General features: G+C 64.6%; 13 protein-coding genes. 12 read left to right on the plus strand and 1 reads right to left on the minus strand.

Features of this window, described 5'->3' with window-relative positions; translation table 11 throughout:
* Position 1: 1 nt before the first annotated feature.
* The 4 genes from ACODSP_RS00815 to ACODSP_RS00830 all read left to right on the plus strand — a co-directional run bounded on the left by ACODSP_RS00815 (position 2) and on the right by ACODSP_RS00830 (position 6,771).
* Positions 2-1,462: a calcium-binding protein gene (locus ACODSP_RS00815; RefSeq protein ID WP_488963736.1), complete on the plus strand. Its 1,461-nt coding sequence runs from the start codon at positions 2-4 to the stop codon at positions 1,460-1,462.
* Between the two features lie 134 nt (positions 1,463-1,596).
* Positions 1,597-4,323, plus strand: coding sequence for a calcium-binding protein (locus ACODSP_RS00820; RefSeq protein ID WP_488963737.1), 2,727 nt, complete (start codon positions 1,597-1,599; stop codon positions 4,321-4,323).
* A gap of 204 nt (positions 4,324-4,527) precedes the next feature.
* Complete coding sequence (locus ACODSP_RS00825) at positions 4,528-6,117, plus strand: calcium-binding protein (protein WP_488963738.1); 1,590 nt, start codon at positions 4,528-4,530, stop codon at positions 6,115-6,117.
* Between the two features lie 30 nt (positions 6,118-6,147).
* Positions 6,148-6,771: a hypothetical protein gene (locus ACODSP_RS00830; protein ID WP_488963739.1), complete on the plus strand. Its 624-nt coding sequence runs from the start codon at positions 6,148-6,150 to the stop codon at positions 6,769-6,771.
* A gap of 7 nt (positions 6,772-6,778) precedes the next feature.
* On the opposite strand, the gene ACODSP_RS00835 is transcribed toward ACODSP_RS00830, so the two are convergent.
* Positions 6,779-7,348 (minus strand): hypothetical protein, encoded by a 570-nt coding sequence (locus ACODSP_RS00835; RefSeq protein ID WP_488963740.1) that lies wholly within the window; start codon positions 7,346-7,348, stop codon positions 6,779-6,781.
* Between the two features lie 191 nt (positions 7,349-7,539).
* Here ACODSP_RS00835 and ACODSP_RS00840 point away from each other — a divergent pair, with 191 nt between their 5' ends.
* The 8 genes from ACODSP_RS00840 (at position 7,540) to ACODSP_RS00875 (ending at position 14,725) form a co-directional block, all read left to right on the plus strand.
* Complete coding sequence (locus ACODSP_RS00840) at positions 7,540-8,520, plus strand: tetratricopeptide repeat protein (protein WP_488963741.1); 981 nt, start codon at positions 7,540-7,542, stop codon at positions 8,518-8,520.
* 253 nt (positions 8,521-8,773) lie between these two features.
* Complete coding sequence (gene rpsB / locus ACODSP_RS00845; protein ID WP_488963742.1) at positions 8,774-9,547, plus strand: 30S ribosomal protein S2; 774 nt, start codon at positions 8,774-8,776, stop codon at positions 9,545-9,547.
* Between the two features lie 137 nt (positions 9,548-9,684).
* A complete protein-coding gene (tsf, locus tag ACODSP_RS00850) occupies positions 9,685-10,608 on the plus strand; it encodes a translation elongation factor Ts (RefSeq protein ID WP_054167194.1) in 924 nt (307 codons plus the stop codon).
* Positions 10,609-10,722: 114 nt separating this feature from the next.
* Positions 10,723-11,445, plus strand: coding sequence for a UMP kinase (pyrH, locus tag ACODSP_RS00855; RefSeq protein ID WP_488963743.1), 723 nt, complete (start codon positions 10,723-10,725; stop codon positions 11,443-11,445).
* Between the two features lies 1 nt (position 11,446).
* Positions 11,447-12,007: a ribosome recycling factor gene (gene frr / locus ACODSP_RS00860; RefSeq protein WP_488963744.1), complete on the plus strand. Its 561-nt coding sequence runs from the start codon at positions 11,447-11,449 to the stop codon at positions 12,005-12,007.
* Positions 12,008-12,043: 36 nt separating this feature from the next.
* On the plus strand, positions 12,044-12,784 hold the full coding sequence (locus ACODSP_RS00865; protein WP_488963745.1) for an isoprenyl transferase: 741 nt from the start codon (positions 12,044-12,046) through the stop codon (positions 12,782-12,784).
* Between the two features lie 4 nt (positions 12,785-12,788).
* Positions 12,789-13,547: a phosphatidate cytidylyltransferase gene (locus tag ACODSP_RS00870; protein ID WP_488963746.1), complete on the plus strand. Its 759-nt coding sequence runs from the start codon at positions 12,789-12,791 to the stop codon at positions 13,545-13,547.
* Positions 13,529-14,725 carry a 1-deoxy-D-xylulose-5-phosphate reductoisomerase gene (locus tag ACODSP_RS00875; protein WP_488963747.1) on the plus strand — a complete coding sequence of 399 codons (1,197 nt, stop codon included), beginning with the start codon at positions 13,529-13,531 and terminating at the stop codon, positions 14,723-14,725. The genes ACODSP_RS00870 and ACODSP_RS00875 overlap by 19 nt, the downstream gene beginning before the upstream one ends.
* Positions 14,726-14,744 lie beyond the last annotated feature (19 nt).

Raw genomic sequence — 14,744 nt, forward strand, 5'->3', positions numbered from 1 at the left:
CATGACGACCCTCAATCCCCAGGCCGCCCCGGGCCGGACCTTCACGGGCACGGCCAATGCCGACCGTCTGACCGGAACGGCGGATGACGACACGCTGAATGGCGGGGCCGGCAATGACACGCTGGACGGGGGCGCGGGCAACGATGTAGTGGCTTTCGACCACCTGTCCACCGTCAATAGCGGTCTGACCATCACCATCACGACCGACCGGATCACGGTCACGGGTGGAGAGGTCGACACCCTGACCAGCATTGAGCAGGTGAACCTGACCGGCACCCGGTTCAGCGATGTGATCACCGGCAGTGACCGTCCCGAACGTCTCGACGGGTCCACGGGGGCCGATACGATCAATGGCGGCGGCGGCAACGATACGATCATCGGTGGCGGCAACCTGGACCGGCTAACCGGCGGGGCGGGGCAGGACCAGTTCTGGTTCTATGGGCCAGACACGGGCGGTTATGATCTGATCACCGATTTCGGGACCGATGATGTCCTGGTATTCCACAATAATGTCGGCGGCCAGACCGTCGTCATGCCCATCACCAGTGTCGCGGTTGGCAGCGGGGCCGGCCTTCTGGCGGGGCAGGCGCATGTCCAGGCCATCACGGGCGGGGTCCGCGTCTATGTGGGGCAGGATGCCACGGCGGGTTTCGACATGGCCGTCGATCTGTCCGGCAGTTTCACCCTTGCCGATTTCGAAGCGTCGGCCAGCGGGCAGATGCGTCTGGTCACCGCGCGCACCGTGAATGGCACGGCCAATGATGATGTGCTGCGCGGCGGTCTTTTCGACGATACAATGTCCGGCGGTGCCGGGGAGGATAGTCTGGTGGGTGGTGCCGGGTCGGACCGGTTGGACGGTGGTACCGGCGTCGATGCGGCGGGGCTGAAGGCCAGCTTCGCCAATGTCACCATCACGCGGCAGGCGGATGGCAGCACCCTGGTCAGCACGGCGGAGAATGGCCTGACCGTCGCCGACCGGCTGACCAATGTCGAACTGCTGTACCTGTCCGACCGCGTGGTCCTGCTGACCCCGGCGGGTGGTGAGTCACCCAGCCCCAGCCTACCCCTGGGCTTCAACGAGGCGCAGTATCTGGCCGCCAATCCCGATGTTGCCGCCGCCGTTGCCGATGGCCGTTTCGCCAGTGGCTGGGCCCATTTCCAGGCCTATGGCTATGCCGAGGTGCGGACCACCAGCAGCCTGTTCGATATCGACTGGTATCTGGCGCATAACCCGGACGTTGCCGCGGCGGTTTCGCAGGGAACCATGACGGCGCTGAGCCATTATATGGCCTATGGTTGGCGTGAAGGGCGTGATCCGTCCTCCGCCTTTGATACCAGCGCCTATCTGGACCGTTACAGCGATGTGAAAGCCGCCGGCATGAACCCGCTGGTCCATTACATCGCCTGGGGACAGGCGGAGGGCCGGATCATCAATGCTGCGGATGCAGGGTGGCTTGGATAGGCGCGAAACGGAGCAGTCACCCTGTGTCCTGCACGCAGAGCGGCCAAAGGTCGTACCTCCTATGTCGTGATAGGATTTTAGATTGTTGATAGTTATAAAGTTGGTGAACATTCGTCAGCGCAGGGAGCGGGACCGTGGCCATCAACTTTTCTACTCGGGACAGCGGTACACCGGGCCAGGCGCCCATTCTTGTTCTGACCGGTAGCGGCACAGGGCAGTTGCGCATTACGATGAACGCGGGTGTTCCGCAGGTGACCCTGGATGGGGTTGTGCAGGCGACACCCGCCGGCCTTCTCGTCTCCGGCTACGACGCGACGGCGGTATCCGGTGTGACGCTGACGGCGGTGGCCGATGGCGCTGCCTCCTACCTGACCTTTGCCGCAGGCGACGGTACCGTGACGGGCGGTGCTGGCGCCGATATCTTTCTGGCGGGCCGGTCCAGCCCCGGCACCACCAATCTCATCACTGATTTCGGCTATGATGACAGTCTGGCCTTCCCATACCCGATCCGTCTGGTCAGCCAGAGCGGCGGCGGGTTCCGTATTGGGGATGGGGAGTTGCAGGTCGATAGGGTCAGCGGCAGCCTGACGCGTCTGTTCCTGGGTGCCGACAACATCAATGGCGCTGAATATACCGTCAGCCTTCAGGGTGATTACGAGCCCTATGCCTTTGCTGTGTCTGCGCAGACGGGCCGGCTGGTCTATCTGCCGGGGACCAATCAGCAGGGTGGTGCCGGAAATGATGTCCTGACGGGAACCGGGAACCGCGACACGCTGATCGGATCGGACGGCAATGACACGCTGATCGGATTGCAGGGCGATGACCTGTTGCAAGGTGGGGCCGGCGATGATGTGCTGCGCCCTGGCGATCATGGCAACGACACGGTGGATGGTGGGACAGGGCTGGATACGCTTGAACTGCCGGCCAGCGGCTTTGCCCTGAATTCGCATGTCGATGCGTCCGGCCTTCTGCTGGGTGTCGATATCCAGGCGTTCGGTCAGCCCGACCGGCTGATCACCACCACCGGCGTTGAGCGGATTGTCATCGGCGATGCCATCTACCGCTATGCCTACGCCACAACCGGCAATGACCGGATCGTGGGGGAGGCGGGGGCCGTCAACCGCCTTTGGGGCGGTCCGGGGGCCGATCACCTGACGGGCGGTAATCTGGCCGACGAACTCTATGGCGGTGATGGCGCCGACAGCCTTTATGGCGGTGCGGGCGAGGATACGCTGACGGGGGGCAAGGGCAATGATCTGTTGAATGGCGGTGCCGGCGACGATCTGGCGGTTTTCAGCTATGCCGACGCCACGGCGGGTCTCTCCATCTCCGTTGACGCCCTGAATGTCCGGGCGGGTACGCAGGAGGTGGATTGGCTGTTCTCGATTGAGCGGATCAATCTTACGGGCACTGCCTTCAACGATACGATCACCGGCAGCAGCCGGCGCGAAACCCTGTCGGGCGGGGCGGGTGATGATGTCATCCGTGGCGGTGGCGGCGATGACGTCATCGTCGGCGGTACCGGCAGCAATACCCTCTGGGGTGGGGCCGGAAGTGACCAGTTCACGGTGGGTGGGACGGGTTCCACCAATCTGGTCATGGATTTCACGGTGAATGACCGTCTGTCGCTGCTGCGTGCCGACGGGGCCGGGACCTTGGCCATTACCTCCTATGCGGCGGGCAACGGTGACGGGCTCGGCCTGGGTGCCGTGCGGTACCAGGATTTAGGCAATGGTCTTGTGCGGCTGCATGTTGGCGCGGATGATGTTGCCGGTGCCGATTACACGATCGACCTTGCCGGTGTGGGCACCGGCGCGCTGCTGGCCCGGACTGACTTTCAGACGCCGCATATCCTGCAACTGAGCGGCTATTCCATCAATAGCGGTACCGCCAATGCCGATTACTTCATGGGCGTCACGGTCATGCGCGGCGGCGGGGCCGGCAATGATCTCTACCAGGGAAGTGCCGGTGTTCAGGCCGTGGTGATCGGGGCGAGCTTCGCCGACATCACCATCCAGAACCAGGGCAATGGCGCCTTCCAGGTGTTCGACAGCCGCGCGAACGGCCAGGGGGTCGACACGCTCTACAATGTCGAACTTCTGATCCTGTCCGACCGGGTGGTGCAGTTGGCCGATCCGCAATTGCTTTCCTCCATCGGTTCGACCCGCGTGGACGAGGCCTGGTACCTGTCCAGCAATCCCGACATCGCCGAAGCTGTGGCCGCCGGCTGGATCAGCAGCGGTGCCGATCATTACGCCCGATATGGTCAGGCCGAAGGACGACAGCCCAACGCCCTGTCGGACGATCAGGGCAGGGCCTACAGCGAATCCGCCTATCTCGCGGCCAACTCCGACATCCGTGACGCGGTCGCCAAGGGCTGGTTCGACAGCGGTTACGACCATTATCTGGCCTATGGAAGGGCAGAGGGGCGGGTGGCCTATCCCAGCCAGTCGCTGCTGCGCCTTGGGTTCGACGAGGCGGCCTATCTCTCCGCCAATCCCGATATCGCGCTTTCGGTGTCACGCGGCGAATATGCCAATGGCTATGAGCACTACGCCCGCTTCGGTGCCGCGGAGGGGCGCAGCCCCAACGCCTTCTTCGATGCCACCTGGTATCTGGCCCACAATCCCGACGTTGCCACCGGTGTGGCCCAGGGCAAGGTGGCCAGCGCCATCGACCACTACATGCTCTATGGCTGGCGGGAAGGGCGGGACCCGTCCGCCTATTTCGATACCAGCGCCTATCTGGACCGCAATGCCGATGTCGCGTCGGCGGGCATGAACCCGCTTCTGCATTTCCTGGGCTGGGGACAGGCGGAAGGGCGCATCGCCACGGTGGCTGATCTCTCGCTGTTGGGCTAGAGTGTATTCCTCAGGCGCCGGCGCGGCATCCGCCGCTTGGCTTCACGCCGCACATGCGGCGCGGCGGCAGTCGCCGCCGGATCTGTTTACGGTTAACCGTAAACAGCTCTAACAGGCTTGCCATTCCATCCCGTGTTTCCTACGGTGCGCGTGCAGGGGTGCAATACCTGGGACGTCTCACCGTTCCGGGCGCGGGTGGATGCGATGAGCGTGTTAGCGGCGGCTGTGGCCGGCTCCGTCATCAATGGCGGCAACTTCAACGACAACCTGAACGGCACCACGGGCAATGACACCATCGACGGCGGGGCCGGCGATGACATCATCAATGCCGATGCCGGTGATGACAGTGTGCTGGGCGGTGCCGGCATTGATGAACTGCATGGCGGGCTGGGGGCGGACTTCCTGTCGGGCGGGATTGGCGACGATGTGCTGGAGGGCGGTGCCGGTGACGACACGCTGGATGGTGGCGACGGCGACGACATTCTCTATCACCGCATCCAGGCGACGACAGCGGCGGTGCCGCCGGTTGTCATTGGCGACACGACCCTGACCAGTGACCAGGGAACCGACATCCTGCGTTCGATCGAGCGGGCCTGGGTCGAGGGTTCGGCCTTTGGCGACCATGTCACCGGCTCCTGGCGGCAGGAGGTGATGTTCGGGGGTGACGGTGCCGATACGCTGATCGGCGGCGGTGGCAATGATACCCTGATGGGGGGCAAGGGCGCCGACATCCTGACGGGTGGCAGCGGCCTTGACGTGTTTGAATTCCATGCACAGGAATTTGACACGGTGGATACGGTCACCGATTTTGCTATGGGCGATCTGCTGACCTTCCTGACCTATCCCACGGGCAGCCCCTATCTGGCGGTAAAGGCCATCGGCACCATCGCGCAGGGCAATGGCACCGGTCTTCTGGATGGTCAGGTGCATGTGCAGGCGGTTGCCGGTGGCGTGCGCGTCTATGTGGGGCTGGACAGCAAGGCCGGCTTTGATGCCTCCGTCACCCTGACCGGCAATTTCGATCTGTCGCGGTTCATCTCCACGGGCTGGGGTATCGGATACCGCACCACCGACATTCCGGCGGGCACCTCTGGCAACGACCTGCTGGTCGGCTCCGTCTATGGCGACACGTTGCGCGGTGGGGCCGGTGACGACCGGCTGGTCGGCGGCGGTGGGCCGGACCTGCTGGATGGTGGGTCGGGCGCGGATGCGGTGGGCCTGAACACGACCCTGGATCAGCTGTATCTGGCGCGCATGGTCAATGGCTCCGTCGCGATGGGCGTGAAGGCCTGGGGCGATCCGGTGGTCAGCGAACTGGCCAATGTTGAATTCCTGTACCTGTCCGACCGCGTCCTGCTGCTGACGGTGATGGAACAGGCGGTCTCCGCCAATCTGCTGCTGGGCTTCAGCGAACAGGGCTATCTGGCCGTCAATCCCGATGTGGCGGCGGCGGTGACGGCGGGCGTCTTCGCCAGCGGTTGGCAGCATTATCAGTATTACGGCCAGAAGGAAGGGCGCAGCACCACGGCCCTGTTCGATAGCAACTGGTATCTGAAGCAGAATCCTGATGTCGCTGCCGTGGTGGCGGCGGGCGGGATGACGGCCATGGGGCATTTCATGACCTATGGCTGGCGCGAGGGGCGGGACCCGTCGGCGGCTTTCGATGTCAGCGCCTATCTGGAACGCCACACGGATATCGCGGCGGCGGGCGTCAACCCGCTGGTCCATCTCCTGGGTTGGGGTCTGGCCGAAGGACGTGTCTTCACATCCGCCGATCTTGGCTGGATCGGCTGAAACGATAATTGATATTCAGGAGTTGAGTTGATGACCAAGGCCATCTGGGATCTTGAAACACCGCGCGGGCGGTTGCTGCCGGCTTTCGCGGCGGGGCTGGTGCCTGTGCTGGTGGCTCTGGTGGTTGTGGGCCTGCTGCTGGTCCGGCCTACCCTGCGGGGGCTGGACCATGCACAGGAAGTGCTATCCGCCGCGACCGAACTGCGTTCCACCAGCCGCGCGCTGCAGCGCGATGTGCTGCTGCTGATCTTCGACGAAGGAACGCGGGAGAAGACGGGCGCGCGGCTGGAGGCCCGTGTGCCGGAATTCCGTCAACTGGCGGACCGGCTGGGCACCGCCCTTGACCCTGTCGACCCGGAAAAGGCCAGGCGTATTCGCGAAACCCACGCAGCACTGGCCGATGGGGTCCAGGCGGTGGCGCAATCGGTGCAGGCGCGGGAAGGGATCGACGCCAGTTGGCGTGTGCAGCAGGAAAAGGTCCTGGCCAATGAAATCCCCGCCGCCCGCACCAACGACCCGATCATCGTGCAATATCAGGCGTACCTGGCCGCCTCGCTGGGGGAGGTACGGGCCGTTCTATGGATCTGCTTTGCGGTGGTGCTGATCGCGTTGGGTTTCGGCGTGGCGTCGGCGGCTGTGGTGCTGCGGCGCTGAGCTGACTTCACGCGGGCTGATGCCCGCTCAATAATTCCACGGCTGTTGCCAGCACGCGTCCATCATTCTGGGCATAAAGCGTGGTAGCACGGCCATGGACGGCGCTGCCCGGCGTCAGGCGCAGCAGACGGGACAACTCGTCGGTGGCGACCAGACGCAGGAAGCCCGCCGGCTGACTGCGGAAGGAGACGCCGCAGGCCGACAGGATGGCACCGAACGGAATGCGCCGCTGGCGCACCGCGAACAGGGCACCGGCGGGCAGGGCATCCAGCCGAATTTCGATCAAACCCAGCTCGGCAGGCGTGCCGCTGTCGGCACCCGACAGCAAGACGTGCCGGCGCAGCAGGTTGCCCGTCTCTTCCGTATGCAGCACAGACAGGCGCATCTGCTCGCCCCAGAACGCCTCCAGCGTGGCTGTCATGCCATGATCATGCACCAGCAGCCGGCGCGGCACGTCGGGCAATCCGTCAGCCTCCAGCCAAAGCGGCGGCGACGGGTCGCGGCCCGGCGAAAGCTGGCGCAGGAACCCCGTCAGCAGATCGGGCGAGGCATCGGTCGGTCGGGCTGTGACGGTCATTCTTACGGTGCTTGGCATGCCGGGAGCGTGGTCTGGGCCGCGCGCGGCGGACCATAGCCACCCGCCGGGCGCTTGCCAAGGCATGGCGGACCTGCACCACCAAGGATCGTGATAATGGCCCCATCGCGCCACCATTCCGCCACAGCATGGCGCCAAAAGGTTAAGTCTTCTTAACCCTTCTGGATGAGCCCATGCGCCTCTCCCTGTCCGCTGCCGCCCTGACCCTGCTGTGTCTGACCGGTGCCGGTGGTGCCCAGACCTTACCGGCTGATTATGCCACCCTGGTGGAGCCGGTTGACCGCAAGGATGCGGCCGAAGCCCCGTTGAAGGCGCGGCTGGCCACCAATCCGGCTGACCGTGACGCCGCGCGGGAACTGTTGCTGGTCTATCAGCGCTTTGGCGATGTCGACGCCGGCCTGCCTTTGGGGGCCCGGCTGGCGGCGGAGGCGCCGGATGACAGGCAGGTGCTGGAGGCGCGGATGGTGTTGGCCACCCGCCGCATCACCGATGCTTCGCTGTTCTCCAAGAAGTCCGCCGCCGCCGACCTGCTCACCCTGTGCGAGGGGGAGAGGGCGCGCGATCCCCGCAGCGTGCCAGCCATCAAATGCATCGCGCAGTATCACCTTGTCGCGCCGTCCATTGTGGGGGGTGACAAGGTAAAGGCGGAAGAGGCGATCAAGGCCATCCAATCGCTGGACGAGGCCCAGTATGCGCTGCTGCGCGCGACTCAGGCGTTGAGTGACGAGAATGAAGCCTCGGCAAAGACGCTGCTGAAGGAAGCGACGGCGAAGCTGACCGATGCCTCCGAACTGGCCGGTGTCGCGGTCGGCCTTGGGCGGTTGGGTGAAACTGACGCGGCCTTTGCGGCGCTGGACAAGGCGGTGTCGTTCGACCCCGCCGATCCGTTCACCCTGTATCAGCGGGGCCGCGCCTCAGCCTTGGAGAACCGGAACCTGGAGGCGGGCCGCGACTCGCTGCTGCGCTTCCTGTCGGGTTCGGCCTGGATCGGCGGCACCAACTACCGCGCGCCCGCCCATTGGCGTCTGGGCATGATCTATCAGGCGATGGGGGACAAGGTGACGGCGGAGAAGGCCTATAAGCGCGCCCTGGAACTGGAGCCCATGCATAAGGAGGCGCAGGCCGCCCTGAAGGCCCTGAAAAGTGCGGGTTGAGGCTTGAAAAGCCCCCGCCATGCGGAGATGAAGGGGGAGGGCGTGCGCAAAACGCGGCCGGGTGGGCTTGCAATGCGGCCCCGCCTGCGCTATTCCACCGCCCGTCGTTAATCCCACACGTGGGCTTGCGGTGTGTTGGCTTTTACCCGGACGCTGGTTGTCCAGGTGGGCCATCCCATCGATCCGGTGTTCGGCGGGCATGATGCCCAATGGACATTGCTCACGGAGGCCAAACCGGAAAAGGAAGTTTTCCATGGCAATGCCGACCTTTACCATGCGTCAGCTCTTGGAAGCTGGCGTCCACTTCGGTCACCACACCCGTCGCTGGAACCCAAAGATGTCCACGTACATCTTTGGCGCCCGCAACGGCGTGCATATCATCGACCTGGAGCAGACCGTTCCGCTGCTGCACCGCGCCATGCAGGCCGTGCGTGACGTCGTCGCCGGCGGCGGTCGCGTCCTGTTCGTCGGCACCAAGCGCGCCGCGCAGGAGCAGGTTGCTGCTTCCGCCAAGCGCTGCGGCCAGTACTATGTCAACCACCGCTGGCTCGGCGGCATGCTGACCAACTGGAAGACCATCTCCCAGTCGATCCGCCGCCTGAAGGAAATGGACGAGGCGCTGTCTCATGGTGAAGGCTCCGGCCGCACCAAGAAGGAGCTGCTGAACATGACCCGCGACCGCGATAAGCTGGAGCGCGCGCTGGGCGGTATCCGTGACATGGGCGGCCTGCCCGACCTGCTGGTGATCATCGACACCAACAAGGAAAGCTTGGCCATTCAGGAAGCCAACAAGCTGGGTATCCCGGTCGTTGCCATCCTGGACAGCAACAGCTCCCCCGACGGCATCACCTTCCCGGTTCCGGGTAACGACGACGCCCTGCGCGCCATCGAGACCTATTGCGAGCTGCTGAGCGGCGCCGTCCTGGACGGTCTGCAGGCTGAGATGTCGGCTGCCGGCATCGATGTCGGCGCCCAGGAAGTCGCCCCGGAAGAGGCACTGCCCGCCGAAGCGGCCGTCGAGGCCTGAGTTTAAGGTGCGACGGCCGGGCCGCATCCGCTTCGGGTGCGGTCCGGCCGTTGTGCTGTCCGGGCTTGGCGCGAAACCGCCATGACCCTGTGGTAAAAGATATCCCGTCACACCCCGACGATTTGAGAGAGGCGAAAATGGCCGAGATCACCGCTGCCCTGGTGAAGGACCTCCGTGAGAAGTCCGGCGCCGGCATGATGGACTGCAAGAAGGCGCTGACCGAGGCGAATGGCGACGTGGAAGCAGCCATCGACTGGCTGCGCAAGAAGGGCCTCGCCGCCGCTGCCAAGAAGGCCGGTCGCGTTGCCGCCGAGGGTCTGGTCGGCGTTGCCGCCAATGGCCTGTCCGGCGCCGCTGTCGAGCTGAACGCCGAGACCGACTTCGTTGCCCGTAACGACGCCTTCCAGGCCGCCGTTTCCACCGTCACCAAGCTGGCGCTGGATACCGACGGCTCGCTGGACAGCCTGAAGGCCGCCGCCTATCCGGGCACCGGTCGCACCGTCGCCGACGAGCTGCCGAACCTGGTTGCCACCATCGGCGAGAACATGAACCTGCGCCGCGTCGCCAAGCTGTCGGTCACCGATGGCGTGGTGTCGTCCTATGTCCACTCCGCCCTGGTTCCGGGTCTGGGCAAGATCGGCGTGCTGGTCGCTCTGGAGTCGACCGGCGACAAGGCCGCTTTGGCCGATCTGGGCAAGCAGATCGCCATGCATGTTGCCGCCGCCCGTCCGGAAGCCCTGGACGTTGCCGACGTGTCGACCGCCAACCTGGAGCGTGAGCGCGCCGTTCTGATCGAACAGGCCCGTGCTTCCGGCAAGCCCGAGAACATCATCGAGAAGATGGTCGAAGGCCGCGTCCGCAAGTATTATGAAGAAGTGGTCCTGCTGGAGCAGCTGTACGTCATCGACGGCGAAACCAAGATCCGCAAGGTCGTGGAAAACGCCGCCAAGGCCGTTGGCGCCCCGGTTACCCTGACCGGCTTCGTCCGCTTCCAGCTGGGCGAAGGCATCGAGAAGGAACAGTCCGACTTCGCCGCCGAAGTGGCCAAGATGGCCGGCTAAGGCGGTTCGGGGCCGGACCTCGTGCCGGCTCTGGAGCGTTATTCTGTCGGGGCCGGTTCGCCGGCCCCGATATGATCTGTTGAAGACCGGATTTCCAACCGAAAGGACAAACCCGTGCCCGAAGCCCGTTACAAGCGCGTTCTTCTGAAGCTTTCAGGCGAAGCCCTTATGGGGGAAAGGGAATACGGGATCGATCCCAACGTTGTCAGCCGTATGGCGACGGAGATCAGGTCCGTGATCGACATGGGTGTCGAGGTTTGCGTCGTCATTGGCGGCGGCAATATCTTCCGCGGCATTTCCGGCGCTGCGTCCGGCATGGAACGCGCGACCGCCGATTATATGGGCATGCTGGCCACCGTCATGAACGCACTGGCCGTGCAGAATGCGCTTGAAAAGGCTGGCGTGGAGACCCGCGTGCAGTCGGCCATCCCGATGGACAGCGTCTGCGAGCCCTATATCCGCCGCAAGGCCGAGCGTCACATGGAAAAGGGCCGGGTGGTGATTTTCGCCGCCGGCACCGGCAACCCCTTCTTCACCACGGATACGGCCGCCGCACTCCGCGCCTCCGAAATGGCTTGCGATGCGATGCTGAAGGCCACCAAGGTGGATGGCGTCTACAGCGCCGATCCCAAGAAGGTGAAGGATGCCATCCGCTATGACCGCCTGACCTATCTGGACGTGCTGTCGCGCGACCTGCAGGTCATGGATGCCTCTGCGATTTCGCTTGCCCGCGAGAACAAGATTCCCATCCTTGTCTTCTCCATCCAGAAGGACGGCGGGTTCGCCGAAGTGATGGCCGGACAGGGCAAATTCACCATCATAACCGAAGAGGCATAAGGTGGCCGCTCCCGAACTGATCAAGGACATTGAGCGTCGCATGGCCGGTGCGCTTGAGCAGCTCCGCAAGGAATTCGCGGGCCTGCGCACCGGGCGCGCTTCCGCCAACCTGCTGGAGCCGGTGACGGTTGAGGCCTATGGCACCACGGTTCCGCTGAACCAGGTCGCCAATATCTCCGTGCCGGAGCCGCGTCTGATCTCGGTGCAGGTATTCGACCGCTCCACGGTCAAGTCGGTGGAAAAGGCCATCCGCGATTGCGGTCTGGGCCTGAATCCGCAGACCGAGGGCTCGACCATCCGCGTGCCGATTCCCGAACTGAACTCCGAACGCCGCAAGGAACTGTCCAAGGTTGCCGCCAAGTATGCCGAGCAGACAAGGGTGGCCGTGCGCAATGTGCGCCGCGACGCCATGGACGCCCTGAAGAAGCTGCAGAAGGACGGAACCCTGTCCGAGGACGAGCAGAAGACCTGGTCCGACAAGGTCCAGGGCGTGACCGATGCCCACATCAAGAAGGTGGATGAGGCGCTGGCGACCAAGGAAAAGGAAATCCTGCAGGTCTGATCGTTTCCCGGTACCCAAGGGTAAGGACCTGCTGCCATGCCGGGCCCCGACACATCCGCGTTTCCGCCGCCGCCCACGCACATTGCCATCATCATGGATGGCAATGGACGCTGGGCGACGGCACGGGGCCTGCCGCGCACGACCGGCCACAAGAAGGGCGTGGACGCCGTCCGTCAGGCCATTGAGGGTGCCCGCGAACTGGGCGTGCGCTACCTGACCCTCTACAGTTTCTCGACCGAGAACTGGAGCCGTCCGCAGGACGAGGTCTCCACGCTGATGCAGCTCCTGCGCTTCTACCTGCGCGGGGAGATCGCCAAGCTGCATAAGAATGGCATTCAGCTGCGGGTGATCGGTGACCGCTCCCGTCTGTCGGCTGACATCCAGGCACTGATCAGCAATGCCGAGACGCTGACCGCCGACAATACCGACATGACCCTGGTGCTTGCCCTGTCCTATGGCGGGCGCCAGGAACTGGTCGATGCGGCGCGCAAGCTGGCGCAGGCGGTAGAGCGGGGGGAGATGACCCCCGGCGACATCACGAACGATACCTTTGCCCGCGAATTGACCACGGGCGGCAACATTCCCGACCCCGATCTGATGATCCGCACCAGCGGCGAAAAGCGCATCAGCAATTTCCTGCTGTGGCAGCTGGCCTATGCGGAGATGGTTTTTCTGGATACGCTATGGCCGGATTTCACGCGCCGCGATCTGGAGGCCGCCATCCAGGAATTCCACCAGCGCGACCGGCGCTTCGGGGCCACGGCGGGAAGCCGTTGATATCGTGACCGACAGCCAACGCCACCCCAAGAAACCCCGCTCCAACTTCACGCAGCGCGTGATTTCCGCCCTTGTTCTGGCCCCGCCGGTGCTGGGGGCCGTCTGGTATGGCGAGCTGCCGTTCCAGGTGCTGGTGCTGGTGCTGGCCGGTCTGTCGGTGTGGGAGTATTTCCGGTTGGTCATGCCGGGCCGTCATCGTGCCGGCCATTTCGCCTTCATGCCGCTCTATATCGGCCTGCCTTTCCTTTCCATGCTCTGGTTGCGGTTGGAAAGTGGCCCCTATGGGCTGGCGCTGTTTCTGTTCCTGATGCTGTCCATCTGGGCGACCGATATCGGGGCCTATGCGGCGGGCAAGAGCATTGGCGGGCCGAAGCTTGCACCGCGCATCAGCCCCAAGAAGACCTGGGCCGGCCTGATCGGCGGTATGGTGGCGTCTGCGACCCTGGGCGGCTTGTTCGGTGCAGCGCAGAGCGGGGATTGGCTGCCGGGCTGGCTGGTGCCGCTGGCCGCGACCGATGTGCCGCACCATGTGCATGCTACCGCCGTCCTGGCCTATGCCGCCATTGGCGCCGTGCTGGCCGTGGCGGGGCAGGCGGGCGACCTGTTCGAGAGCTATATGAAGCGCCGGGTCGATGTGAAAGACAGTTCCAGCCTGATCCCCGGTCATGGTGGTATTCTGGACCGCATCGACGGGCTGCTGTTCGCGGCACCGCTTTATGCGTTGTTCGAGATGACGGCGGGGCAATGGGTGCGATTTTGGTGAAGCCTGTGACGACGCGCCGCGTAACCGTGCTGGGCTGCACCGGATCGGTGGGCACCAATACCGTCGAACTGCTGGCGGCATATCCTGACCGGTTCCAGACGGAAGCATTGGTTGCGGGCCGCAATGTGGCTAAGCTGGCCCAGCAGGCCCGCCTGCTGCGTCCCGCCCTGGCCGTGGTTGCCGATGACAGCGCCTACGCCGACCTGAAGGATGCGCTGGGGGACAGCGGTATCGAACTGGCCGCCGGTCCCGCCGCCGTTGTGGAAGCCGCCAGCCGCCCTGCCGCCGACTGGGTGATGGCCGCCATTGTCGGCGCCGCTGGCTTGGCCCCAACGCTCGCCGCGGTGCAGCGGGGCGCCACGGTAGCGCTCGCCAACAAGGAAGTGCTGGTCTGTGCCGGCGAACTGGTGATGGCGGAGGTGCGCCGCTGCGGCGCCACCCTGCTGCCGGTGGACAGTGAGCATAGCGCCATCTTCCAGGTGTTTGATGAGGCGCGGCGCGACCGCATCTCCCGCCTGATCCTGACCGCGTCGGGCGGACCCTTTCGTACCTGGACGCGCGATGCCATGCAGGGCGTGACGCCGGCCCAGGCCTGCGCCCATCCCAACTGGTCCATGGGCGCCAAGATCAGCGTCGACAGCGCCAGTATGATGAACAAGGGCCTTGAACTGATTGAGGCCCACCATCTGTTCGCCATGCCGGAGAGCCAGATCGATGTGCTGGTCCATCCGCAATCGGTGATCCATTCCCTGGTCGAATATGTTGATGGCTCGGTACTGGCGCAACTGGGCACGCCCGACATGCGCACGCCCATCGCGGTGGCTCTGGCCTGGCCTGACCGGGTGGCGACACCGGGGGACCGGCTGGATCTGGTGAAGGCCGCCAGCCTGACGTTCGAGTCGCCCGATCCGGTGCGATTCCCCGCACTGGGGCTGGCGCGGCGCGCCTTGCAAAGCGGGGGGGCGGCCCCTACAATCCTGAATGCGGCGAATGAGGTGGCGGTTGCCGCCTTCCTGGCTGGAAATCTGGGTTTTCTGGATATTCCGCGCGTCGTTGAGAAATGTCTGGCCACCCTGGCGCATGCCCCATTGGGCACGCTGTCGGACGTGGAAGCGGCGGATGCGGAAGCACGTCGCCACGCCTTTGCCGAAATTGCGGTTTTATCTCGCGCAAACTGAACGCGGCCCCTGGAGGCGC

Source organism: Niveispirillum sp. FG156, from assembly GCF_057809555.1.